Source organism: Mycobacterium sp. NGS27 (assembly GCF_059813005.1).
The window spans coordinates 819247-843251 of record NZ_JCALDT010000001.1 but is presented as its reverse complement, the minus strand read 5'-3'; the positions used below and the strand labels follow the sequence as shown (position 1 = coordinate 843251).

Below are 24005 nucleotides of genomic sequence, written 5' to 3'. Positions count from 1 at the left end.
GCGAACCTTCTCCGCGCGCTGGGGAGCCGGTGCACAGACCGCAGGTGATCGCTCACCGCGAACACCGACCACGGCGCCGGCGGTGTCCAGCGAGACGATAGGTTCAGCTGATGAGTCACGTCGACGCGAATGCGCCCGAGCGCTTGTTCGCGCTGGCCGAACAGGTCCAAGGTTTCATGCCGGCCGACGAGGGGCGGGCGCTGTACGACGCGGCGCTGCAGTACCTCGGGGGCGGAATCGGCGTCGAGATCGGCACGTACTGCGGCAAATCCACCCTTTTGCTGGGCGCAGCGGCGCAACAAACCGGCAGCGTGCTCTACACGGTCGACCACCATCACGGCTCCGAGGAGCACCAGGCCGGGTGGGAATATCACGACGCGTCGATGGTGGACGACGTGACGGGATTGTTCGACACGTTGCCGACGTTTCGTCGTGCGCTCGACACCGCCCGACTGGACGACCACGTCGTCGCGATCGTCGGCAAGTCACCGCTGGTGGCGCGGGCATGGCGCGCACCGCTGCAGTTTCTGTTCATCGACGGCGGCCACAGCGAAGCGGCCGCGAACCAGGACTTCGACGGCTGGGCCAAGTGGGTCGACACCGGTGGGGCACTGGTCATCCACGACGTGTTTCCCGACCCGAAGGACGGCGGGCGGCCACCGTATTACATCTACTGTCGCGCACTCGATTCCGGGCAGTTCCGGGAGGTATCAGCGACGGGATCGCTGAGGTTGCTCGAACGTGTCAGCGGCCGGCCGGGGGGACAGGTCTAGCGAGTCACCGGCCTGGGCCGGTGCCGACGCATTCGCAATCGAAGTCGGTCTGCAGGCCCAACGGCAGCTCGTCGCCGCGGAAGATTCCCGCGCCGCCAGTCGTGTTCGACAGGGCGTCCGCCGCCAGGATCATCGCCGCGCCAGTCCAGGTGGTGCGCTCCTCGGGCCAGCGCTTGCCGTCGGCGAAAACCAGTCCCGTCCAATACGATCCGTCGCCTTCGCGAAGATGCTGCATCGCGGCGAACTGCCGGTGCGCATCTGCGTGGTGTCCGATCGCGTCCAGCGCCATCACCAGCTCGCAGGTTTCGGCACCGGTCACCCACGGACGATCGCCGACACACCGGATGCCCAGGCCGTCGACCACGAACGCTTCCCACCGCTGCCTGATGCGCGCGGCCGCCGCCGGCCCGCGCAGTGCGCTACCGAGGATGGGGTAGTACCAGTCCATCGAGTAGCGGTCCTTTTCGGTGAACGCCTCGGGGTGCGCGGAGATGGCATGACCCAGGCGGCCCAGCGCCAACTCCCACTCCGGCTGCGGATCTCCGACCAGAGCTGCCAAGGCAAGCGCGCATCGGATGCTGTGGAAAATGCTGGAGCATCCGGTCAGCAACGCTTCCGGCAGCACACCGGATTCGCTGCGCGCCCAACCGATCTCGCCATAGCCGACTTGCATGTCGATGACGAAGTCGATCGCTTTGTGCACCACCGGCCACATCTCGATGCCGAACGACTCATCACCGGTAACCAGCACGTGATGCCACACACCGGCGCCGATGTACGCGCAGAAGTTGCTGTCGCTGTTGGCGTCTTCGACGGCGCCGGCGCGAAACTGGATGGGCCACGAGCCATCGGGACGCTGCGTGTGGCGGCTCCACTCGAAGGCCGCGCGCGCCGGCTCAAGCAGTCCGGCGGTAGTGAGCGCCATGGCGCACTCGATGTGGTCCCATGGATCGGTGTGCCCGCCATCGAACCAGGGAATGGCGCCCGATGGTTCTTGTGCGGCGGCGATAGAACGCGCGGTCTGTCGGCATTGTTCGGGAGTCAGGACACCCGGAACTGCGGGCGGGTTAGACCGATGCAACTGAATACTCTTCAGTCACTTGGCTTTTCGCCTCCTGCCGTTTGACGAAGTACATGGCTACGCTCTTGCCCACCAGCGGATTGAGTAGCGACTCCGCCAACTGGGTGACCTTTGGCCGCTGCATCAGGTCCCACACCAGCAGCTTGTGGTAGGCGGTGACCGCACGGTGGTCGGCGTTTTGCACACCGACAGCGCATTTGAGCCACCAGAAGGGGGAGTGCAGCGCGTGGGCGTGGTGGGTGTGCGTCAATTCCATTCCGCAGTCGGAGATCTTGCCGCGCAATTCACTGGCCCGGTAGATGCGTACGTGGCCGCCCTCGTTGCTGTGGTACTCGTCGGACAGCATCCAGCACACCTGCTCTGGCAGCCACCGCGGTACGCTGACGGCCAGCGTGCCACCGACTTTGAGCACCCTGATGAGCTCGGCGATCGCCACGTCGTCCTGAGGAATGTGCTCCAGGATCTCCGACGCGATGACGCAGTCGAACGTCTGGTCGGCGTAGGGCAACTTCAGCGCGTCACCGACGACCACCGTCGCAGACGCCCCAGCGGGTGCCTCGCCGGTTTCGGCCATCGCGCGCAAGATGGTCTCGACCGAACGCAATTCGGCCTCGTCATGATCGAAGGCGACGACGTCGGCGCCACGCCGATACGCCTCGAAGGCATGCCGGCCGGCACCGCATCCGACGTCGATGACCTTGGTCGACGGTCCGATTCCGAGCCGGTCGAAATCGACGGTCAGCATGACGCTCCGCTCTGCGCGCTGCGTGCGATCGCCCGCTCGTACACCCGCACGGTCTGAGCGGCCACGGCTTCCCAGCTGAAGACGTTGACGGCACGAGCGCGGCCCGCCTTGCCGAGGCTGCGGCGCTTTTCCGGGGAGTCGAGCAGTTCACCGAGCGCGCTGGTCAGCGCATCCACGTCGGCGGGCGGAACCAGTTCGGCGCAGGCACCGTCCGTCCCAAGGACTTCCGGCAGCGCTCCGACCCGGCTGGCGACGATCGGGGTGCCACTGGCCATGGCTTCCACCGCGGGCAGCGAAAACCCTTCGTAAAGCGAGGGAATGCAGGCCACTTCCGCGGACGCGAACAAAGCGGCCAACTCGGCGTCGGACAGCCCGCTGGTGATGTGCACGATGTCGGAGATCCCGAGTTCGGCGATGAGTTTGTGGGTCGGGCCATTCGGCTCCACCTTGGCGACCAACCGCAACTCGAGGTCCCGGACAGTGCGCAACCGGGCGACCGCCTGCAGCAGGGTGCGGACGCCCTTCAGCGGGGTATCCGCGCTGGCGATCGCGATGATGCGCCCGGGCTCGCGGGGACCGGAACCCGGTTTGAACAGCTCGGTGTTGACCCCCAGCGGGACGACATGGAGTTGCTCCGGTTCGACGCCGAAGTCGGCGATGATGTCCGCGGCCGACGATGACGAGACGGTCAACAGGTCGGGGATGTGCCGGGCGACCTCCTGCTGCATGTCCAAGAACCCATACCAGCGGCGCACCAACGGCTTTCGCCACCATCGTGCGGCGGCCAGGTCCAGCACCCGATCCCGGGTGATCGGGTGGTGCACGGTGGCGACGACGGGAAGCTCCGCCTCGGCGATGCTGAGCAGTCCGGTGCCCAGGCTCTGATTGTCGTGTACGACGTCGAAATCCGTTGTCCGCTGGGCAAGTAACCGCGCGGCCCGCATCGTGAACGTCCGCGGTTCGGGAAATCCCGCGGTCCAGGTGGTGAGCAATTCCAGGAGGTCGATGGAGTCTCTAATCTCGCTGGGCCGCGGCACCCGGAAAGGGTCCGGTTCCCGGTACAGATCAAGGCTCGGCACCTCGGTGAGCCGGACCCGCGGATCGAGCAGGTCAGGATACGGCTGCCCGGAAAACACCTCGACGTCGTGACCGAGTTCGACCAGGCCGTGGCTGAGATGGCGCACGTAGACGCCCTGTCCGCCGCAATGGGTCTTACTACGGTAGGACAGCAGGGCAATTCGCATACTCAACTCTTCTTTGCTGGAAAATGACCGCGGATTGGCGCCGAATACATCGCGGTCAACGGGCTCCCGAACTCCGTGACAGCAAATTGGACATGTGTCCAGACTATAGTTCGATCACCTAATCGAGCGCAACGAGGCCGAGATCCGCCGTCCCGTGCGCAGGCGACCTTCGGGATGTCCGACACGCAAAGATCATGCCACTGGTCAGCGGCCGCTTTCTTCTCGGCCGGTCGGCTTCGAACGCGCGGTGCCGGCGGGTTGACCGGCGAAGATCGGCCTAAAGACGCTGCGGGCTTTTGTTACCATCGCGCGGTGCGGGATTCGGCCGGACGGGTCGGGGGCGATCAGCGATCGCCTTCGCGGCGCGACGTCCTCAGATACGCCGCCTTGACCCCGGCCCTGGTGAGCCTGGGCGCGCTGGTCCAAGGCCCCGGCGCCCCTACGGCGTCAGCCGCGGGCATGCAGCTGATCGATTTCGCCGAGCGCAGGATCGCCCCGGACGAGATCAAGTCGGCAGGCTACGACGGCGTGGTGAATTACGTGTCGCTGTCGCGGCCGGGCGCCAACTTCGAGGCCAAACCGCTGACAAAGGACTACGCCGACGCGCTGCGCGCGGCGGGGCTGCAGATCGTCAGCAACTTTCAGTACGGCAAGCCCGGCTGGCCGGACCCGTCGGATCTCACGCGCGGGTACGACGGCGGCGTGGCCGACGCCCATAGCGCCATGCAGTTGCACTCCGCGGCGGGAGGCCCGAATTCGGCCCCTATCTTTTTCAGCGTCGATGACGCCATCGACTCCAACACGTGGAATACGCTTGCGGTGCAATGGTTTCGGGGAATCAACTCGGTGTTGGGCGTGGGCCGCACCGGCATCTACGGGGATGCCCAGGTGTGCGGGTGGGCGATCAGAGACGGCGTCATCGGCCCGTCCACGAGCGCCGGACACCAATGGGCGTGGCAGACGAGGGCCTGGTCGCACGGCGATCGCGAACCCGCGGCGGTGCTCTACCAAACGGTCGTCAACAGCCCGGGGAATCCGGGCCCGCTGCTGGGTGGCATCAATGTCGATGTCGACGACGTCCTCGCCGCCGACTTCGGCCAGTGGGATCTCGCCCGCTGACCCGACGTCCCTCTTCTACACGAGAAATAAACCACTGCGACCGATTGCGGCGTGTCGTGTGCGTGGTTTAAGTGTCGCGAGATCACCGAACGAAGCATCACCAAAGAAGCGACGCCCCGCGGGGCCGATGACCCGCGGGGCGTCGTTCGGTATCCGGGAAATTACTTGAGGTCGAACCGGTCGTTGTTCATGACCTTCACCCACGCGGCGACGAAGTCCTCGACGAACTTGCCGTGCGCGTCGTCCTGGGCATAGACCTCGGCCAATGCGCGCAACACCGAGTTCGAGCCGAAGACAAGATCAGTCGGGGTCGCGGTCCACTTGAGCGCCCCGGAGGCCCGGTCGTGCCCTTCGTAGACGTTCTCCGCGGTCTCCGACGCCTTCCACTCGGTGTTCATGTCGAGCAGGTTGACGAAGAAGTCGTTCGTCAACGCGCCCGGCCGGTCGGTGAACACACCGTGCTTGCTGCCGCCGTGGTTGGCGCCCAGGGCACGCAGCCCGCCGACCAGCACCGTCAACTCGGGGCCGGTCACACCCAACAGGTACGCCCGGTCCAGCAACAGCTGCTCGAGCGGGGCCTTTTCACCCGGCCGCGCGTAGTTGCGGAACCCGTCGGCCCGTGGTTCGAGCACCGCGGCGGCTTCCACGTCGGTGGCCTCCTGAGACGCGTCGGTTCGCCCGGGGGCGAAGTGCACCGCGATCTCGTAGCCCGCGTCCTTGGCGGCCTTCTCGACCGCCGCGGAACCCGCCAGCACGATCAGGTCGGCGATCGAGATCTTCTTGCCGTCGGAAGCCGAGGCGTTGAAGTCCTGCTGGATCTGCTCCAGGACGGGCAGCACCTTGTCCAGTTCGGACGGCTCGTTGACCTCCCAGCTCCGCTGCGGCTCGAGGCGAAGCCGCCCGCCGTTGGGACCGCCACGCTTGTCGGTGTTGCGGTAGCTGATCGCCGCGGACCAGGACGTCTTGACCAGCTGTGGGATGGAGAGACCGGACGCGAGCACCTTGCTCTTCAGGTCGGCGATGTCCTTCTCGTCGACGAGCGCGTGCTCGACGGCCGGCACCGGGTCCTGCCACAGCTGCGGCTCGGGAATCCAGGGCCCCAGGAAGCGGGAGACCGGCCCCATGTCGCGATGCAGCAGCTTGTACCACGCCTTGGCGAAGGCGTCGGCCAGCTCCTCGGGGTGGTCGAGCCAGCGCCGGGTGATGTCGCGGTAAATCGGGCTCTCCCGCAACGAGATGTCGGTGACCAGCATCGTCGGGGCGCGCCCCGGCCCACCGAATGGGTCGGGGATGGTCCCCGCGCCGGCGCCGTCCTTGGCGGTGAACTGCCAGGCCCCGGCGGGGCTCTTGGTCAGCTCCCACTCGTAGCCGTACAGCGTCTCCAAGAAGGAGTTGTCCCACTTGGTAGGCGTCGGCGTCCAGACGACCTCGAGGCCGCTGGTGATGGCGTCCTTGCCCTTGCCGCTTCCGAACGAGCTCTTCCAGCCCAGCCCCTGCTGTTCGATCGGGGCGGCTTCCGGCTCGGGGCCGACCAGGTCGGCGTCACCGGCGCCGTGGGTCTTGCCGAAGCTGTGGCCGCCGACGATAAGAGCGGCGGTCTCCTCGTCGTTCATCGCCATCCGGCCAAAGGTCTCGCGGATGTCGATCGCGGCCGCGATCGGGTCCGGCTTGCCTTCGGGGCCTTCGGGATTCACGTAGATCAGACCCATGGTGGTGGCACCGTAGGGCTGCGCGAGGTCGCGTTCGCCCGAGTAACGCTTGTCGGTGCCCAACCATTCTTCCTCTTCACCGAAGAGGATCTCTTCGGGCTCCCACACGTCTTCGCGGCCGAAGGCGAAGCCAAACGTCTTGAATCCCATCGATTCCAGCGCCGTGTTTCCCGCGAAGAGCAGCAGATCCGCCCAGGAGATCTTGTTGCCGTACTTCTTCTTCAACGGCCACAGAAGCCTGCGCGCCTTATCCAGGCTCGCGTTGTCGGGCCAGCTGTTGAGCGGGGCGAAGCGCTGCATGCCCTGGCCGCCACCACCGCGACCGTCATAGATGCGGTAGGTGCCGGCGGCGTGCCAGCTCATCCGGATGAACAGGCCGCCGTAGTGGCCGTAGTCGGCGGGCCACCAATCCTGCGAGGTCGTCAGCAGCTTGATCATGTCGGCCTTGAGCGCCTCGACATCGAGCTTGGCGAACTCCTCGGCATAGTCGAAGTCCTCACCGAGAGGATTGGACTGCGCGACATGCGGATGCAGGCGTGACACGTCGACCTGGTTGGGCCACCAGTCCTGGTTCGTCCGTGGAGCGTTCGACTTCGGTTGCGGCGAAGGGATTGCTGGGTTTTCGCTTTCGCTCGTGCTTGCCGACCCGGCGTCGGGGTTTGGTGGGCGGCTTGCGGATGTATCAGATGACACAGCATTCCTTTCGAGGGTGGGTGAATCGGGCTGCGATCACGGGCTGTGATCTAAGAACCTGTGGCCGAGCAGTCGGCACACAGGCCCCAGTAGATGACTTCGGCCTCGTCGAGTACGAAGCCATCAAGAACGTTGTCGTCGTCCGAGGGCGTCAGACACGGAGCGTCGCCGACGGCGCAGTCGATGTCGGCGATGATCCCGCAGGAGCGGCAGACGACGTGGTGGTGGTTGTCGCCGACGCGCGATTCGTAGCGCGCCACCATGCCCAGGGGCTGGATGCGCCGAACCAGGCCCACGGTGGTCAGCGCGTTGAGAACGTCATAGACGGCTTGGCGCGAGACCTCGGGGAGGCCGACTCTGACGGCCGAAAAGATCGTTTCGGTGTCGGCGTGCGGATTGGCGTCGACGACTTCCAGCACGGCAACCCTGGGCCGCGTCACCCGCAAATCGGCCATCCGCAACCTATCCGCGTAATCGGCCGTCGACGACACGCCACCAATATGACGCACTTATCTGGAACGAGTCAAGACTTTATTGTGAAGTGGGGCACAACTTCGGGTTACGAATGAGCTAGCTCACGCGAACGTCAGGTCGGCTTCAGCGCGCTGCCTTTGCGCCACTGGTCCCAGCTGAGCGTCCAGTCGCCGTTCTGCGCCAACGTCAGAGGAGGTCCGCCGCTGTTGCGAACCTCGACGACGTCCCCGGGTACCGAAAAGTCGAAGAACCATTTCGCGTTGTCGGCATTGAGGTTCAGGCAGCCGTGCGACGTGTCGCGGTGTCCCTGAGCCCATACCGTCGCGTCGAGCTCGTGCAGATATATGCCGTCGCTGCTGATCTTGGTGGCCCAGTTGATGGTCTCGCGGTATCCGAGTCTGGAATTCTTGGGCAGGCCGAAGGTCGAGGAGTCCATGATGACGGGATTGCCCTTGTCCAAAACGGTGTAGATCCCGGAGGGGGTCCACAGCGAGATCGCCTTGCCGCCGACGTTTTCGGTGCCGCCCATTCCCATGGACGTAGGCATCGTGCGTTGCAGGTTCCCGTTGCTGAAGACGCTGACCTGATGGGTCGCGTCGTCGGCGATCGAGACGTGCGCATCGCCGATACGGAACGACACCTTGGTGTCGTCTTGCCCGAATAGGCCATCGCCCAGGGCTATTCCGTAGATCTTCGCCTCGGCGGTGACGTTTGTGCCCGGCGCGTAGTAATGCTCGGGCCGCCAGTGCGCGTTCTGATCGTCGACCCAATACCAGGAACCCTCTACTTTGGGGTCGGTGGTCACCGACAGCTGCCGCTCGGCGGCGGCACGATCGGCGATCTTCTCATCGAAGTGCGCCACGATCACCGTTCCGACACCGTAGGTGCCGCCGTCGCGCAACGCGGCTTCCGACGTGGTGGTGAACGACACCTTGGTCTGGTTGGACGGTTTCAGCGTGGAGAACGACGAAACCTGTTTGGCCGCAACACCGCCGACACCGCTGCTGGTGATCGTCAGCGTGTAGGTGCGCCCGTAGCCCAGTGGGACGGTGGGCTTCCACACCGCGTTGTCCGGCGTCATGACGCCCTCGATCGGTTTGCCGCTCTCGTTGACCATGTCGACGCTTGTCAGCGTCCCGTTGTCGGCTTTGACCGTGACCGGGGCGACCGGGTCGACGTCATGCGCGTCGGCGCTAGGAGTGATCGTTATTTGGGCTGGCCCAGCGGTTTTCGCGGGCGCGCCGCCCTGCCCGCAGTGACCGCCCAGGCAATGTGAGGTCGCAACGTATATCGCGGCCACCGCAGCGACGATCACGCAGACCGCAAGCAAGAGTCGGCGAGGCCGACTGACCCGCAGGATTCGGCCGGCGAGCTGATCGCTGTTCTTGGACATCATGAAGCTGCCGAATCCCTGCTTTCTGGTTCTCGCAGGCCTGAGAATCCTGCCCCGGCGAAGTCGATGTTGTAGATGAGGTATCCCGCGACATGCGGTTTTCAAACCGCCCGGGATGACGCGGGCCTGCAACCGGCTTCCGCGAGAGATCATGGCTGCATGGTCGATGAGGAACTCGACGGCCTCTATGACGTGCCGCCGAAGGAGTTCACCGCGGAACGCGCCCGGTTGGCCGCCGCGGCGAAGGAACGCGGCGACGACGCGGCCGCCAAACGGATTTCCGGCATTAACAAGCCGACGACGGCGGCGTGGGTCATCAACCGGCTGGCTCTGCGGCACGCCGACACTCGGCAGCGGCTGGCCGATCTCGGTAAGCGATTGCGCGCCGCGCACTCGGCGATGGACGGCGGCCGCATCCGGGACTTGTCAGCCGAGCAACACAAGCTCATCGACGAACTCACCCGCAAGGCGCTGCAGGCGGCCGACCTGACGCAACCGTCGGCGACCGTGCGCGAAGGCCTGACCGGCACGCTGCAAGCCGCCATCGCCGACCCGCGGATCGGCGAACGGCTCGGGAGGCTGACCCGGCCCGAGCAGTGGTCGGGCTTCGGCGCCTTCGGCGACGCGGCGCCGGAAGCGGGGGACTCATCCAGCGAACCGGCGAAGCGGCGGATCACGCCGGGGCAGCGACGGCGCGAAAAACTGAGCGCGGCCCTTGCCACCGCGGAGCGCGCCAAAGCAGAGGCCGACGACCTGGTGGCCGAGCGACAAGCCGAGCGGGATTCCGCCCAACAGCGCCGCGACGCCGCGGCAAGGGCACTGCGGGCGGCCGAGCAGGACCTCAAGGGTGCCGAAAGGGACTATGCCAAGGCCCAGCAAGCCCGTCGGGCCGCTACGAAAGCTGTGACCGAGGCAACGAACCGATTGAAACGGGCCTGAATCCGGCGGAGCGTTTCCCCGCGCCCGGCCGGGGTATCAGCAAAGCCGTGACTTCTTTATGGATGACCGAACGAACCGAACAGCCTTGGGCCTCAAGCCAGCTTGACCAAGAGTCCGGGTCCGCCGATGTCATCGTCGTGGGCGCCGGCATCACCGGCCTGATGACAGCGGTCCTGCTGGCCCGCGCGGGCAAGGACGTGCTGGTGCTGGAGGCGCGCACGGTGGGGGCGTGCGCGACCGGCAACACCACCGCCAAGATCAGCCTGCTGCAGGGCAGCCAGCTCTCCAAGGTGCTGCCGCGGCATGGCAAGGACGTGGCACGCGCATACGTCGACGGCAATCGTGAGGGCCAGGAGTGGTTGCTGGACCACTGCGAGGCGAACGGCGTGGCCGTGCAGCGCGAGGATGCCTACACCTACGCCCAGTCGGTGCGGGGAGTCCCGAGGGCGCGAGCCGAACTCGCGGCGTGTCAAGCGGTCGGTCTGCCGGCGGTGTGGGACGACGATGCCGACGTGCCGTTCGCCTATCACGGCGGTGTGCGGCTGGCCGACCAGGCGCAGTTCGACCCGATGTCATTCCTCGACTCGTTGGTCGTCGAGCTGCTCGGTCGCGGTGGGCGGCTAATCGAGCACACGCGGGTGCGGCGGGTCTCTTGGCGCGGCAAGAAGGTGCGCGTGCACGTCAACGACGCCGCCCAGCGAGACGTCGAACTTCAGGCCGGCCAGCTGGTGCTCGCGACGGGCATCCCGATCCTGGATCGCGGCGGCTATTTCGCGCGGGTGAAGCCGAGCCGGTCCTACTGCTTGGCGTTCAAGGTTCCGGGCAACATCACCCGGCCGATGATGATCTCCACCGACTCGCCGACGCGTTCGGTGCGCTACGCGCCGGTCGCGGACGGGGAGCGGCTGATCGTGGGCGGCGCCGGCCACACCGTGGGCCGGGAGAAGAGTCCGTCCCAGGCGCTGAACGAGCTGTCGACGTGGACCCGCAAGCATTACCCGGGTGCGGTGCAGACCCATTTCTGGTCGGCGCAGGACTACACGCCCATCGACCATCTGCCCTATGTGGGCCCCATCCTGCCGAACAACGAAAGCATCTTCATCGCAACGGGTTTCAACAAGTGGGGGATGACCAACGGTCCCGCTGCGGCGTTGGCGCTGTCGAGTCGCATCCTGGGTGGGCGGATGGATTGGGCCCGCGCGTTCGCCAGCTGGAGTCCGCACGAGCTGACGGGCCTGACGACGGCCTTGCAGGCCAACCTCGAGGTCGGCTTCAACCTGACGAAAGGGTGGATCACGCCGGCGATCCGCACGCACCGCCGCAGCCCGGTCGACGGCGAAGGCGGGGTGGTGAGTGGCCCGCCGTGGCGTCTGGAGGCCCGCTGCCGCGTCGACGGGACCGAGCACCGCGTCTCACCTGTCTGCCCGCACCTGGGCGGGATCGTCAACTGGAACGACGCCGACAACGCGTGGGAGTGTCCGCTGCACGGGTCACGGTTCGCGCCCGACGGCACCCTGCTGGAAGGGCCGGCCACCCGCGACCTCACCGCCTAGACCTGCGGGTCAGCCGGCCTTTTGAAACACGAGCCAGCGCAGCTCTATTGGGGAATCGTCGCGCTCGAGATCGAACACATCGAGGCCGCCGGCCCAACCTTCGAACCAACCCGTCGGCGGCCAGGCCTCCGCCGGGACCCGCGCCTTCTCGTACTCGTAGGCGGGGTCGTCGGCGATTTGCTCGAGAGGTAGGCCGGCCGCGGCGGCCGTCACCTCGTCGCGGGTGAAGATCATACTGTTGCACTGCTGGCTCAGTTGCACCGCGACGTCGTCGGGAACGTAGCCGTCGCGCGCCAGGAAGGTGTTGAACACCAAACGCCCACCGGGCGCCAGGCAATCGGTGGCGAGGTCGAACATGCCGCGCAACTCGTGCGTCGTGCGGAAGTCGGACACCACTTCCGAAAGCACCATCAGCTGGTACTGCTCGCGTACGTCCTCCATCGCGGTGAAGACGTCGTCTTGAATGACGTTCACGCGCAACGATTCCCCGGTGGCTTCCGAAACCATCACCTCGGCGAACTTCGCGGTCAGCTCGACCGCATCGACCGGATGTCCGCGGCGCGCCAGCGCCAGCGCATTACGCCCTGTTCCCGCGCCGACGTCCAGCACCCGATAGGTCGAAGGGTCGTCCGCCTCGGCGGCCAGCGCCAGCACGCGTGCGTCCGGCTCGGTGCCGAACAGCGGCGGCGGGCGGATGTCCATCCACTGCTGGTAGTCGGCCTCAACCGTGCGCCAGTCGGCCTGGACGCGGAAATTCACGCCCTCCCCGAAAGGAGCGTGATACGAGATGAGGACGTCGGAACGATGGGATGCCCGGAAAGCCTTCGCCAGCTCCACTTCCAGCGCGGCCCGCAGGTGTGCGGACTGTTCGGGGGTGTACCAGACACCCAGGGTGGCGCAGACGTTGCCGCACAACAGGACGTACTCGTCGATCAGGGCCGGCACCGCCGGCACCCTGATCTGACCCTCGGCCGACAATCGACGGTACAACCGCCTGATCATCGCTTCGCGCAGCATCGACGGCTCGAACGATCTATTCGGCGGATCCTGCACCAGAACCTTCTACACGACCGGCGGAGTTTGCACCACCGCCGCGCAGGGGACGGGCGGTTCGCGCGCCCGATCAAACCGAGCGTGCCGTGCGGGCAGCCTCTTCGAGGAGATCGGCGGCGTAGGCAACGCTGTCGGCGGGTTTACTCATCTGCGCGGCGACCTCGTGGGCGCGAGCGGCGCATTGCGGAGTGAGGATGGTGCGTAGATCGGCGACCAGCGAGTCCAAAGTACTTTCCGAAAAGGCGCGTCCCGAACCAACTTTCATTTGTTCGACGGCGGCCGCCCACATCGGCTGGTCCCATACCGTCCACAGGATGAGGGTGGGGACTCCGGCGCGCAGGCCCGCGGCGGTGGTGCCCGATCCACCGTGGTGGACCACGGCCCGGCAGGCCGGGAAGACGGCCGCATAATTCATCGACCTCACCACTTTGACGTGGTCGAACGGCGGGACATCGGTGAAGTCATTGGCACCGCTGCAAATCAACGCCCGCTCACCCAACCGCCCGCAGGCCGCGCTGATCACCGCGACAGTCTCGGCGGGAGAGCTGACGGGCGTGCTGCCGAACCCGAAGTAGATGGGGGGCGTCCCACCCGCTATCCAGGACAAGACCTCGTCGTCGCTGTCAGTCGGCAACTCCAGCGTCAGCGAACCGACAAAAGGACGCCGGCCACCCGGTTCCAGCCATTCGGCGGCGGGCCCGGGCAGGCAGAGCTCGTCGTAAGTCTGGATTTCCAACACCTCACTCGCCGGACGCGCCGTCGACTCGGTTTCGGGCAAGCCAAGCGCGCGACGTTGGACGGCTTCGGCATCCTTCGTCATGCCCGAATACAGGGCGCTCGACGGCATGATCCGTGCCGGGAAAACGTGTAACGCGGCGAGCGGGATGCCTTGCTGTTCGGCGACATTGCCGGCCAGCGCCTGATCGTTCATGTGCGCCACCAGCAGATCGGCGCCCGTTGCCAAGGACGACAACGTCGCGCTTTTATCCATCCAGATCCGCGTCACGCGCTCGACAACGTGCGACAGTCCGCTGACGCCGGACTGGAGCGATCCAAGCAATTCCTGAGCCGCAGTCATCCCACGTTGCGTATCCGGCCCGTACCCGACGGCGGCGAGCCCCGTCGACTCGACGAAGGCGGTCAGGTTGGGGGGGACCGCCAGGCTCACCTGGTGCCCTCGGTTCATCAGCGCGCGGCCGACCGCGGCGCAAGGCTCGACGTCGCCGCGGCCCCCGTAGGCGACCAGCACGATTTTCATCAGCAGACCTCATTCGCAGGGATCCCACAAATCCAAGCAGAACGGACGTCGCGCGACCCGCTGGGAAGCCATCTCATCGAGCTGACCTGGCCTTTGCCGGTGCCAGGCGACTGGAAATCGGACCGGGGAAGTCGAGCAATGCGCGTTGCGCCCCGTTGAGAGCGGGCTGAGGGTGATTTGCGCAATACGCGCCTAACCCTTGCGAGTTTCCCTCGTCATGTGCAGGTAACCTATCGTTAACCCTCGGCAACAATTTCGCTGTATTGGTTGACGTGGGAGCACCTGCAAACGTGGAGACCGGTCCGCTAGCACTGGGGACGGCCCTATTCGGCTGTCTACTTCCGCGGCACTGGCGGCACCGGAGGGAATGCGATTTGTTTGCTGCTCGGTTGGCTACCCCCACACCACGCGCATCGGGGCCGTCGATGCCCTCGCGGCCCTGAAACGCGATCGGAGGAGAACGACATGGACTTCGCACTGCCGCCGGAGATCAACTCCGCGCGGATGTACGCCGGTCCGGGGTCGGGACCGATGCTGGCCGCCGCGATGGCCTGGGACGAGTTGGCCGCCGCGTTGCAATCGACGGCGACCTCGTACCAGGGCGAGATCACGGCCTTGACTTCCGGTCCGTGGGTTGGGCCGTCGTCGGCGTCCATGGTCGCAGCGATCACCCCTTACTTGGAATGGATGAGGACGACCGGCGCCCAGGCTGAAGAAACGGCCAACAAGGCCAGGGCCGCCGCGTTCGCCTACGAGACGGCGTTCGCCGAGACGGTGCCGCCGCCGGTGGTCACGGCCAACCGCACCCTGCTGGCGACGCTTGTCGCGACCAACATCCTCGGGCAGAACACGCCGGCGATCGCCACCACCGAGGCGGAGTACGCCGAGATGTGGGCGCGAGACACCGCGGCCATGATCGGCTACGCCGGTGCGACGGCCTCGGCCACCCGGGTGACACCGTTCACCCAGCCCGACCCGACCACCACCTCCGACGCCGGTCAATCCGAATCGGTGGCGAAGGCCGCCGCTACCGCCGCCGGAAGCACGCGCAACACCGTGGCCCAGCAACCGTTATCGGCGGTACCCAACCTGCTGACCAATGCGGCGGTGAACCCGGCCGCGGCCGCCGATCCGACGTCGTTGACGGACCTTCTGGGCCTGGAGAGCGACCTCATCGCCATCTTCCTCGACGCGCCGGCCAGCATCGCCGGCCTCACCGTCGACTCGCCTTCGGCCTCGATCGCCCTTCCCTTCGACATCGCCGGCGCGCTGACCGGTTTCCACACCGACGACATCGTCAGCGGTTGGGCCGGGGTGCAGTCCTGGCCGGGCACCGGCGCGGTGCCGCCCTCGCCATTCCCGGTGATCACCAACCCGGCGGGGGGATTCGGACCCCTGCTGTCGGCGGGGCTGGGTCAAGCGAACACCGTGGGTGGCTTATCGGTGCCGCCGGGATGGGCGGCGGCCGCTCCGGCGATCCGCCCGGCCGCCTTGGTGCTGCCGGCCACCAGCGCGGGGGCGGGCGCCGAAGTCGCCGCGGCCGCGGCCGCCGCCGCTCCCAGCGGCTCCGGGAGTCTGTTCGGCGAGATGGCCGTGGCGAGCATGGCGGGGCGCGCGATGGCCGGCACCGGTGGCGCCTTGGGGCGCGAGCGCGCCCGGGCCGGCGAGATCGAGAAGGCGACGCGCGAGGCGCCGAAGGAGCCGACGAAAGAGCCGGCGACACCGCCGCAGGTCGCCGCGGGTGGGCCGATCACGAGCATCGCCGCCGAGCTGCGCGAACTGGCGTCGCTGCGCGACGCCGGAATTCTGACGCAGCAGGAATTCGAAGAGCAGAAGAAGCGCCTGCTGCCAAGCTGATCCGTGTGGGCTCGACAGGGCACACTTATTGACGAACTCTGCAGTGAAGGCGCCGCATGGACAACTCGATCGCCCATACTCCCGCGCCCGTGCCGATGCGGGTGCAGGCGCTGCTTCGCTATCCGGTGAAGTCGATGCTCGGCGAAACCCTCGATCGCCTGCCGGTCGACGAGCGCGGCGCCGAGGGCGACCGGCGGCTCGCGCTCCTCGACGCTGAAACCGGGCACGTGGCCAGCGCCAAGAATCCCCGGCTGTGGCGCTACCTGTTGACCTGCACCGCCCACGCCGATGCCCAGGGGGTGCGGATCAGCATGCCCGACGGAGCCGACGTGGCCGCCGATGATCCCGGCGTCGACGAGCTGATGTCGCGGCTGACCGGTCGACGGGTCAGGTTGGTCACTCAACGCCCCGAGGGGGCGACACTGGTGCGTCCCGATCCGGAGAAGCTGCTGGAATTGGGTCTGGACACCGAGGTGGACGGTCGCATTCTGCGGATCGCTGCGGCCACCCCCGGCGACTCGTTCACCGACGAAGCTCCATTGCACGCGATCACGACGGCCACCCTGGAGCACATCGGCGTGGAGGCGCTGCGGTACCGGCCGAATCTGGTGATCACGACACCACCCGGCCACCCCCCGTATGCCGAAAACGATTGGGTGGGCGGCGAACTCGTCATCGGTGAGACGCGGCTGCGCGTCCTCACGGCGACGTCACGCTGCGTGGTTCCCACCCTCGAACATGGCCCGCTGCCGCGGGCTCCCCAGGCCCTTCGCATACCGGCGGCCGAAAACCGCTTGAACACAGGCGGTCACGGTGCGCAACCCTGCGCCGGCGTCTACCTCGCGGTGGTCACCAAGGGCGTCATCCGGGTCGGTGACCAGGTCACCGTCGGACCGTAACCGCTTCCGCGGCAACGCATCGAAGCAGCGTCACCCACCCAGATTGCGCACCGCCGTGTCGAGGTCTTCCGCTTGCTCGGCCAACTCGCGGTCGGACAACTCCGCATGTCCAACCCGCTGCACCAATTCCTGGCGGGTCGCGAGCTGCAGGGCGCCTCGGTATTCGTCTGAGTCCAGATCCGCCGGCGTGACGACCGCGGCGCGCCCCTGAATCACCACCAGCGCCGCGTCCGGCTCCGGGCTGGCCAGCAACTGTCGCACGTCCTCGGCGCCGATGGTCACGAGCCACCCCGCCCGGTTCGTTGTTGTAACTCATCGATTAGCCGGGAGGCCTGGGCCTTCGTCAGATTCTCCGGGATCTCCTGGCCCGCTTCCTGCGCCAGCGTGTTCAGGTAGCTACGCTGCGGGCCGGTCATGGGCTCGTCGCCCGTAATCCACTGCGACGTGTCCTTCTCCGGATTCTCCTGTGGCGCCTGCGCGGCATCGTCGACCATGCATGTGGCTATGCCCACAACCGAGCCAACATAATCAGCAAGTGATGGTTCCGGCATGTCAGCCACCCACCCCGACGATCTTCATCACCAATAGGACTGCCACCGCGATGAACGCGACGGCGAAAATGCACACCGCGAGGACCGTGAGGGCGGAACTGGGAGTGAACCGCCGAGTATTCGGCGGTTGTGGCTCAGACACACCGGAGGTTTGGGGCGCGGCCGGGGGAGTGGTGCCCGGTGCGGCACCTCCTCCGGGCTCCAGCCCGGGAGTTTGTAACGGATCAGGATCGGGAGGTTGCGCGGTCATAATTGACACCGGCCTGTTCGTCGCGGGCGACGGTGGAAGCATTCGGTCGCATCGCCACCCGGATGCAGTCGTCCTTCTTGTTCTTGAATAGGTCGTAGGCCCGCACTCCCTCCTCGAGGGACACATCGTGGGTGATCAACTTGGCGGGATCGAGGTCGCCCTGCTGGACGTAGTCGAAGAGCCGCGTTATGTAGCGTTGTCCGTGTTGCTGAGCCGTTTTCAGGGTCAAACCCTTGTTGGTCAATACGCCAGTCGGGAACTTGTCGGTCAAGCCGTACACCCCGAGCACCGACACCACTCCGCCCTTGCGGCAAGCCAGAATCGCCTGTCGTAGCGCGGTGGCGCGATCTGTCTCCATTCGCAGCAGTTGCTTGGCCCGGTCGTAGAGTTGCTGCACTCCGGTGCCGTGGCCCTCCATGCCGACCGCGTCGATGCAGGCGTCGGGCCCCCGCCCGCCGGTCATCTCCCGGAGCGACTCGTGCACGCTGTCGACGGCCTTGTAGTCGATCGTTTCCAGTCCGAACTCATTGCGCGCCAACGCCAACCGCTCCGGTATGCGGTCGATGACAATGGCCCGCTCGGCGCCAAGCAGCAGGGCGCTGCGCGCGGCCATCAACCCGACACCGCCGGCCCCCCAGACCGCGACCGTGTCGCCGCCGGCGATGTCGCAGAAATCGGCGCCCATGAAGCCGGTGGGCACCGCGTCGGATAAGAACAGTGCCTGCTCATCGGTGATATCACCCGGAATCACAAAGCAATTCGTGTCGGCGAAGGGCACCCGAACGTATTGGGCGTGCGAACCCGCGTAGCCACCGAACGGATGCGTATAACCGTAGATACCGCCGGACGGATATCCCAACAACGGTTGTTGCAATTCGGCGTTGGGATTCGTTGTGTCGCAGCACGAGTACAACTCATGGTCGCAATACCAGCACCGGTCGCAGGCGATGAAGGACGGCACCACGACTCGGTCGCCGGCGTGGATCTCCCGCACCTGCGGACCCGTCTCCGCTACCACACCCATGAATTCGTGGCCGAACACATCACCGGCCCGCATGCCGGGCAAATACCCGTCGATGAAGTGCAAGTCCGAGCCGCAGGTGGTGGTGAGCCGGACTTCGACGATGACGTCGTGCGGATTGAGGATCTTGGGGTCGTCGACGGTTTCCATGGAGAGGTCGTTGACGCCGTTCCAGCACAGTGCGCGCATGCTCGGCCTTTCGCTTACCGCGCGGAATTCCGCGCGCTCGGGTTGGACTGGATGGTCGGAACCTCGCCGGTTTGCAGCAGGGCGCGTGACCGGTAAAGGATCTTGAAGGCCGCCGCGCCGGACAACAGCGCGGGCGCGGGCGATTTCAGGCACAGGGTGACCTCGGTGCCGAGGTCGTGCGGAGCGGGCCGATAGCGGACGACGATTTCGTTGCCGTCGCCGACGAAGCGAACCCCGTCGGCCTCTGCGACCAACGTCGAGTCCCAGGCCACATCGGGTTCCGCCGATAGCCGCCAGCGATAGCGGCCGCGTCCGTCGGCGTCGATTTTCGCGATGTCACCGAGGACCACGGATAGCTGGCCGGGATCGCGCCAGAACTGCTCGATCCGCTCCAAAGGACAAGCGATGGTCACCGTTTGTGCCCCGACGTTGCGGGGCGGCATGTCGATGATCTTGTTCACCACGCCCAGCACTTGGTTCTTCGCGGTCTTCACATAGCTCACCGCACGCTCCCTCCGTTGGAGCATTGCGGTACCCGCCTACATGCCACCCAAACGGCAGCTGGGCAAGGAGGTTGACGTCGCCATTCGCGGAATCAGCGGTGTCAGCAACCGGTTCGCCGGGGTCTGTTCGGGGCGACGGATGCGCTGGCCATCGAAAGCGTTGTGCGTCAACGACTTCCGGCTCGGCGCCTACGGCGGCGCCGCTAGTTCTCCGAGTTCGGCGTAGGGCTTTGCGCAGATTCCCACTTCGCCTCGAGTGATCGTTTCACCGGGGTACCGGCCGCCAGCTCGAGCTGAAAGGTCTCGCCGCCGTCGGTCTCGAACGTGATGAGATACCCCGCGTCGCTGGGATCCTTGAAGACGACTTTGTAGGGCCGTTCACCGAAGCCGCGGTCCACGGAAATGATGTCGCCGGGGGCGACGTCGTCGATCGGGTCATTGCCGGAGGCTTTGGACATACGGTCGACGTTAGCCGAAGGGGAGAGCGGCAACGGCGAGAGGAGCGAGCGCTGTCAGGCGCGCGGCGCACCCTGGTTGACCTTGTCGGCCGCAAATGTCGCGGCCTGCGCGGTCATCCCGGTGTCGATGTAAGTCACATGCGCGATGATGTTGCCGCCGCCCGAGCAGATCGGATCGTCGGGGGCGCACACGCTGGTGACCTTGGCGCCATAGGCCGGGTTGATCGTCGGCAGCGGCTGGCCGCCCCAGAGCATGCTGGAGAACTGGCTGGTCGGCTCTCCGAAGAGGGCGACGGCGGCGACATGATCGGCCACCGAGGGCGGCATCGCGTTGGTGGCCAGGTCGATCACCGTCGAGCCCTGCGAGTAGCCGCCGAGCACGATTCGCGAATTCGGGCAGGTGGCCACGACGTTCTGGATGTGCGCGCTCGCGTCGGCGGACCCGGCGTTGGCGCTGTTGTGGTAGTCGTCGTTGGCGGGGTAGTTGACCGCGTACACATCGACGGACTTACCGGGGAGTTGCGACGTCAGCGAGTCGACGAACGCCTGTCCGATGTTGCCGAGGCCGGGCTCCTGATGGGTGCCGCGGGCGAAAACCACCGAGACGTCCGAGCACCCATCGGCGACGGCGGTGGGGATCGCGAAGGGTGCACTCAGCAGCGCCCACGTCGTCGCAACCGACATACCAACCCAGCGAGCAAATCTGCGTGCACTCATGCCGAGATCCTGTCATATCGTCGGCGGCGGCGGTCCCGGCGGTTGGCGCAACCAGTCATAGTCAAGGCCCGGCGCGCCGGATGCGAATGGCGCCAGTCCATTCGCCGTCGGGGTCGACGACGTTGCCGCGTTGCGTGATCTCCACGTCGCCCGATCGGGCGAGCCGGCGGGCGGCCTGCCGCGCGTCGTCCATCAGTTCGCGCCAATTGTCGCCGCCTACCGCACGGGCGGCGTCCGACGGGCAGATGCTGCTCTTCGGGCCACGATGCTCGACCAGCGCGCGGATCGACGACTCGAGCCGCTGTCTCATCGGCCCGTCGCCGAGGGCGATCTCGGCATGCTCGGCGCCTCGGCCGCCACCGCTTGACACCCGCCCCAACTCGGCACGCAATCGTTCGCCCACCCCACCAGTGAAGGCCACGGCGTCGCCGGTTCGCCACTTGGAACCGCGCCCGGCGCGCAGTCGTTGAATGAGCATGCCGCCCACTCTTGCAAATGACGCGCATCCGGCGCACCGAGTGCCGGCCGATCTCGCCGATCGGCTCCTCGACATCAAGCGGATCTACCACGAGCCCGACATCGACCGGTTTGCCCGCGCGCGTCAGGTGCTGGACCGATTCCCCGACGCCGAACGCATCCAGGTCGCCTCGCACCAGGCGATACCTGGCCTGTACGGCAACGAGGGAAACGTGGAGGACTGGGTTCGCATCAAACGGGAAGTGCTCGTCCTGGGTGAGAAGAAGAGTCTCTCGGCGCGACGCAACGAGCGGTCCAGCGATTGGATCGCGCCGTCGACGGCCAACGGCTGCGCGATGGCGTGCTCTTACTGCTATGTGCCGCGCCGTAAGGGCTACGCCAACCCGATCACCGTGTTCGCGAACATCGAGAAGATCACCGGATACCTCGAACGGCACGCCGCCCGACAGGGGGTCAAAACCGAACCCAATCAGTGCGACCCGGTCGACTGGGTCTACGACATCGGCGAGAACAGCGATTGCTCGGTCGATGCGATGGTGTCCGACAACGTGCGCGACCTCGTCGAGCTGTTCGCACGCATCCCCAATGCCAAGGCCAGCTTCGCGACCAAGCTGGTCAACCGCGACCTGCTGAACTACGACCCGCAGGGCGGCACTCGCGTGCGCTTCAGCCTGATGCCGGCGGAGGCGTCGCGGCTGGTCGACATCCGCACCTCCAAGGTCGCCGACCGCATCGCCGCCATCGACGACTTCGTCGAGGCCGGCTACGAAGTGCATCTGAACCTCAGCCCGGTCATCGTCTACGACGGCTGGCGCGACGACTGGGCCGAGCTGCTGCAGCAGGTGGCCGACAACACCAGCGAGCGCACCAAGCGGCAACTCGCGGCCGAGGTCATCTTCCTGACGCACAACCAGGGCCTGCACGACGTGAACCTCGGCTGGCACCCGAAGGGGGAGGAGTTGCTCTGGCGGCCGGATCTGCAACAGCTCAAGCGAAGCCAGAGCGGACAGTGGAACGTGCGCTACAAGAGCCCGTGGAAGGGCCGCTGGGTGCAGGACCTGACCGACCTGCTCGCGGTCACGCTGCCGGGCTGCCGGCTGCGCTACGCGTTCTGACACTCCGATCGGCCGTCACCGGCCGCGCCATTGCGGTTTGCGCTTCTCGGCCCAGGCCCGAAGCCCCTCGGCGACGTCTTCGGTCGCGCCGGCGACCTTGCGCATGGTCTCGCCGAAGCGCACGGATTCGATCCAGCCCATGTCGGCGGTTCGCCACGCCACTTCTTTGGTCGCCCGCTGCGCCAGCGGTGCGGCCTCGGTGAGGGTGCGGGCCCACGCTTGGGCTTCGCCCTGCAGTTGGTCGGGCTCGACCAGCTTCCACACCAGACCGATTTCCTTGGCCCGTTCGGCGCTCATGGGCTTTCCGGTCAGCAGCAACTCCATGGCGTTGGCCCAGCCCACCCGACGCGGCAGACGGATGGCTCCGACGATGGTGGGCACCCCGATCGATACCTCGGGGAAGCAGAACGTGGCCTCGGTGCTGGCGATGACGAAGTCGCAGAACAGCACCCCGGTCACTCCGTAGCCGATGCACGGACCGTGCACGGCGGCGATGGTCGGCTTGAACAGCTCCATGCCGGATTCGAAGGAGTTGATGGTCGGCTTCTCCCAAAAGGTGCCGCCGAACGTGCCAACCGATCCTTCGCCGTCCTTGAGGTCACCGCCGGCACAGAAGACGCCGCCGTTGGCCGTCAGGATCCCCACCCACGCGTCCAGGTCGTCGCGGAAGCGATCCCAGGCGGCGTTCAGGTCTTGGCGAAGCGCGCCGTTGATGGCGTTGCGCGCCTCGGGGCGGTTCAGGGTGATGGTGGCAACGTGGTCTTGCAGCTCATAGGTGACCAGACTCATCACTGCAGACTATTGCGCCGTGCCCACGGCCTACTCCGTAAGCCGGTGAAAAACCCGTTCTCAGGGTGTGCGGGGGCGGTGAGAGTCGTGGAATGCCTCAAGGCGCTCAACGGTTTTCGCGGGCACCCGCCTGATATCGTCGAACCGCACGCTGACCCGCTCGAAGGCTTTGACGCGCTCGGCTTTGACCTTTTTGGTGTAGGTCCGCCGATCCGCCGTCGTCAGATCCGCGTCGTCGCTGAACGCCCCGAGCAGCGCGCGCGGGTAGAGCCGCTCCACCAAGACGACATTGACCTCGGCGCACATCACCAGCGCCACCGACGCGAGGAACAGGAACGCCAACGCCCCCAACACCAGTGCGAACACACTGTTGGTGGCGCTGGCCCTTTTCACGGTGTGCGCCACATAGCCGGCCCCGAACCACTGCAGCATCTGCCAAATGAGCGCTGCGGCAACCGCTCCCGGCAGCACTTGCCGGTACGTCAGGGCGCGCGCGGTCGTCACGCGGAAGGCAACGAGGCAGATCACTGCGTTGATCGCCACCGCGGCCAATACCAGGCCGATCTTGCTGAAGACTCCCAGCGCTGTGGTGGCGTGGCCCGCCGCAGCCAACACGGTCGCCGCGATCGCGGCCGAGCCCAGCACCAGCAGCAACAGCAGGCTGCGCAACCGGGATCGAATAGGGTTGGGGCGCTTGTGCTTCGGCACCGCCCACACCGTGTCCATCGCGTTTTGCACCGCCTGTCCGACGCCCAGACCGCCGTAGAGCGCGCCGAGTAGGCCCACGGCCACGCCCACCACTCCGCCGCTGAGGCCCTGGGGGTGGTGCAGCTGGTCGCCGATTACCGGGAACTGACTCAGGGTGCTGCGCAGCACCTGTGCCTGCAGATCCGGCCGGCCGGCCAGCACCACCCCCAAACCGGTGGTCAACAGCAGCAACAGCGGAAACAGCGACACCAGCCCGTAGTAGGTGATCAGGGCGGCGAGGTAACCGCCCTGATCGTCGTTGTATTTGTAGACGACACCGACGATCACGCCGACGACTCGATTCCGTCGCTGCAGCCTGTCCAGCCAACCGACCATCGCCGATCACTTCCCCCGCAAGCCGGCATCCAATTCGATGCACTCGCCACCTGATACCCGTA

Annotated in this window: 25 protein-coding genes; 7 read left to right on the top strand and 18 right to left on the bottom strand. The window is 66.4% G+C overall.

Annotated elements, in window-relative coordinates:
• Positions 1-110: 110 nt before the first annotated feature.
• Positions 111-773 carry a class I SAM-dependent methyltransferase gene (locus AC5Y30_RS03690; protein WP_499916383.1) on the top strand — a complete coding sequence of 221 codons (663 nt, stop codon included), beginning with the start codon at positions 111-113 and terminating at the stop codon, positions 771-773.
• A gap of 4 nt (positions 774-777) precedes the next feature.
• Here the strand turns inward: AC5Y30_RS03690 and mmpH are convergent, their stop codons facing one another.
• The 3 genes from mmpH to manT are packed head-to-tail and all read right to left on the bottom strand — an operon-like array spanning position 778 to position 3843.
• On the bottom strand, positions 778-1854 hold the full coding sequence (gene mmpH, locus AC5Y30_RS03685) for an MMP endo-(1,4)-3-O-methyl-alpha-D-mannosidase (protein WP_499916381.1): 1077 nt from the start codon (positions 1852-1854) through the stop codon (positions 778-780).
• Positions 1841-2599, bottom strand: coding sequence for a class I SAM-dependent methyltransferase (locus AC5Y30_RS03680; protein WP_499916380.1), 759 nt, complete (start codon positions 2597-2599; stop codon positions 1841-1843). The genes mmpH and AC5Y30_RS03680 overlap by 14 nt, the downstream gene beginning before the upstream one ends.
• Positions 2593-3843 (bottom strand): MMP alpha-(1->4)-mannosyltransferase, encoded by a 1251-nt coding sequence (gene manT, locus AC5Y30_RS03675; protein ID WP_499916378.1) that lies wholly within the window; start codon positions 3841-3843, stop codon positions 2593-2595. Before manT ends, AC5Y30_RS03680 begins: the two co-directional genes overlap by 7 nt.
• Positions 3844-4155: 312 nt before the next feature.
• On the opposite strand from manT, the gene AC5Y30_RS03670 reads away from it, so the two are divergent.
• A complete protein-coding gene (locus AC5Y30_RS03670; RefSeq protein WP_499916376.1) occupies positions 4156-4962 on the top strand; it encodes a DUF1906 domain-containing protein in 807 nt (268 codons plus the stop codon).
• Between the two features lie 161 nt (positions 4963-5123).
• Here AC5Y30_RS03670 and katG read toward each other — a convergent pair whose 3' ends face one another.
• From katG to AC5Y30_RS03655, 3 genes are all read right to left on the bottom strand, one after another.
• A complete protein-coding gene (katG, locus tag AC5Y30_RS03665; RefSeq protein WP_499916374.1) occupies positions 5124-7364 on the bottom strand; it encodes a catalase/peroxidase HPI in 2241 nt (746 codons plus the stop codon).
• 50 nt (positions 7365-7414) lie between these two features.
• The gene (locus AC5Y30_RS03660; protein WP_499916372.1) at positions 7415-7855 is read right to left on the bottom strand and encodes a Fur family transcriptional regulator; all 441 of its coding nucleotides are present in this window, start codon (positions 7853-7855) and stop codon (positions 7415-7417) included.
• Positions 7856-7950: 95 nt separating this feature from the next.
• A complete protein-coding gene (locus tag AC5Y30_RS03655; protein WP_499916370.1) occupies positions 7951-9234 on the bottom strand; it encodes a L,D-transpeptidase in 1284 nt (427 codons plus the stop codon).
• Positions 9235-9390: 156 nt separating this feature from the next.
• On the opposite strand from AC5Y30_RS03655, the gene AC5Y30_RS03650 reads away from it, so the two are divergent.
• Both AC5Y30_RS03650 and AC5Y30_RS03645 read left to right on the top strand, forming a co-directional pair.
• On the top strand, positions 9391-10170 hold the full coding sequence (locus tag AC5Y30_RS03650) for a hypothetical protein (protein WP_499916368.1): 780 nt from the start codon (positions 9391-9393) through the stop codon (positions 10168-10170).
• A gap of 62 nt (positions 10171-10232) precedes the next feature.
• Positions 10233-11723, top strand: coding sequence for an FAD-dependent oxidoreductase (locus AC5Y30_RS03645; RefSeq protein WP_499916366.1), 1491 nt, complete (start codon positions 10233-10235; stop codon positions 11721-11723).
• A gap of 9 nt (positions 11724-11732) precedes the next feature.
• On the opposite strand, the gene AC5Y30_RS03640 is transcribed toward AC5Y30_RS03645, so the two are convergent.
• Positions 11733-12776 (bottom strand): class I SAM-dependent methyltransferase, encoded by a 1044-nt coding sequence (locus AC5Y30_RS03640; protein ID WP_499916364.1) that lies wholly within the window; start codon positions 12774-12776, stop codon positions 11733-11735.
• 70 nt (positions 12777-12846) lie between these two features.
• Positions 12847-14034 (bottom strand): glycosyltransferase, encoded by a 1188-nt coding sequence (locus AC5Y30_RS03635; RefSeq protein WP_499916363.1) that lies wholly within the window; start codon positions 14032-14034, stop codon positions 12847-12849.
• A 465-nt stretch (positions 14035-14499) separates the two neighbouring features.
• Between AC5Y30_RS03635 and AC5Y30_RS03630 the strand changes: the two genes are divergently transcribed.
• Together AC5Y30_RS03630 and AC5Y30_RS03625 are read left to right on the top strand one after the other, a co-directional pair.
• On the top strand, positions 14500-15891 hold the full coding sequence (locus AC5Y30_RS03630; protein ID WP_499916361.1) for a PPE family protein, SVP subgroup: 1392 nt from the start codon (positions 14500-14502) through the stop codon (positions 15889-15891).
• Between the two features lie 56 nt (positions 15892-15947).
• Positions 15948-16790, top strand: a complete 843-nt coding sequence (locus AC5Y30_RS03625) for an MOSC domain-containing protein (protein ID WP_499916359.1) — start codon at positions 15948-15950, stop codon at positions 16788-16790.
• Between the two features lie 30 nt (positions 16791-16820).
• On the opposite strand, the gene AC5Y30_RS03620 is transcribed toward AC5Y30_RS03625, so the two are convergent.
• The 8 genes from AC5Y30_RS03620 to AC5Y30_RS03585 form a co-directional block, all read right to left on the bottom strand.
• Entirely contained in the window at positions 16821-17072 is a 252-nt protein-coding gene (locus tag AC5Y30_RS03620; RefSeq protein WP_499916357.1) for a hypothetical protein, read from the bottom strand.
• Complete coding sequence (locus AC5Y30_RS03615) at positions 17069-17284, bottom strand: DUF3072 domain-containing protein (RefSeq protein WP_499916355.1); 216 nt, start codon at positions 17282-17284, stop codon at positions 17069-17071. Before AC5Y30_RS03615 ends, AC5Y30_RS03620 begins: the two co-directional genes overlap by 4 nt.
• Positions 17285-17342: 58 nt before the next feature.
• Positions 17343-17591, bottom strand: coding sequence for a DUF6480 family protein (locus AC5Y30_RS03610; RefSeq protein WP_499916353.1), 249 nt, complete (start codon positions 17589-17591; stop codon positions 17343-17345).
• Positions 17566-18801 carry a zinc-dependent alcohol dehydrogenase gene (locus AC5Y30_RS03605; RefSeq protein WP_499916351.1) on the bottom strand — a complete coding sequence of 412 codons (1236 nt, stop codon included), beginning with the start codon at positions 18799-18801 and terminating at the stop codon, positions 17566-17568. Before AC5Y30_RS03605 ends, AC5Y30_RS03610 begins: the two co-directional genes overlap by 26 nt.
• Positions 18802-18815: 14 nt before the next feature.
• Positions 18816-19304 (bottom strand): hypothetical protein, encoded by a 489-nt coding sequence (locus AC5Y30_RS03600; RefSeq protein ID WP_499916349.1) that lies wholly within the window; start codon positions 19302-19304, stop codon positions 18816-18818.
• A 203-nt stretch (positions 19305-19507) separates the two neighbouring features.
• Positions 19508-19762, bottom strand: coding sequence for a hypothetical protein (locus AC5Y30_RS03595; RefSeq protein WP_499916347.1), 255 nt, complete (start codon positions 19760-19762; stop codon positions 19508-19510).
• A gap of 54 nt (positions 19763-19816) precedes the next feature.
• On the bottom strand, positions 19817-20479 hold the full coding sequence (locus tag AC5Y30_RS03590; RefSeq protein ID WP_499916345.1) for a cutinase family protein: 663 nt from the start codon (positions 20477-20479) through the stop codon (positions 19817-19819).
• Between the two features lie 61 nt (positions 20480-20540).
• Positions 20541-20957, bottom strand: a complete 417-nt coding sequence (locus AC5Y30_RS03585; RefSeq protein ID WP_499916343.1) for a DUF3253 domain-containing protein — start codon at positions 20955-20957, stop codon at positions 20541-20543.
• On the opposite strand from AC5Y30_RS03585, the gene AC5Y30_RS03580 reads away from it, so the two are divergent.
• Positions 20956-22071, top strand: coding sequence for a spore photoproduct lyase family protein (locus AC5Y30_RS03580; RefSeq protein ID WP_499916341.1), 1116 nt, complete (start codon positions 20956-20958; stop codon positions 22069-22071). The genes AC5Y30_RS03585 and AC5Y30_RS03580 overlap by 2 nt on opposite strands.
• 15 nt (positions 22072-22086) lie before the next feature.
• Here AC5Y30_RS03580 and AC5Y30_RS03575 read toward each other — a convergent pair whose 3' ends face one another.
• Both AC5Y30_RS03575 and AC5Y30_RS03570 read right to left on the bottom strand, forming a co-directional pair.
• Positions 22087-22860, bottom strand: a complete 774-nt coding sequence (locus AC5Y30_RS03575; protein ID WP_499916339.1) for an enoyl-CoA hydratase/isomerase family protein — start codon at positions 22858-22860, stop codon at positions 22087-22089.
• 60 nt (positions 22861-22920) lie between these two features.
• Positions 22921-23943, bottom strand: coding sequence for a YhjD/YihY/BrkB family envelope integrity protein (locus AC5Y30_RS03570; protein WP_499916337.1), 1023 nt, complete (start codon positions 23941-23943; stop codon positions 22921-22923).
• Positions 23944-24005 lie beyond the last annotated feature (62 nt).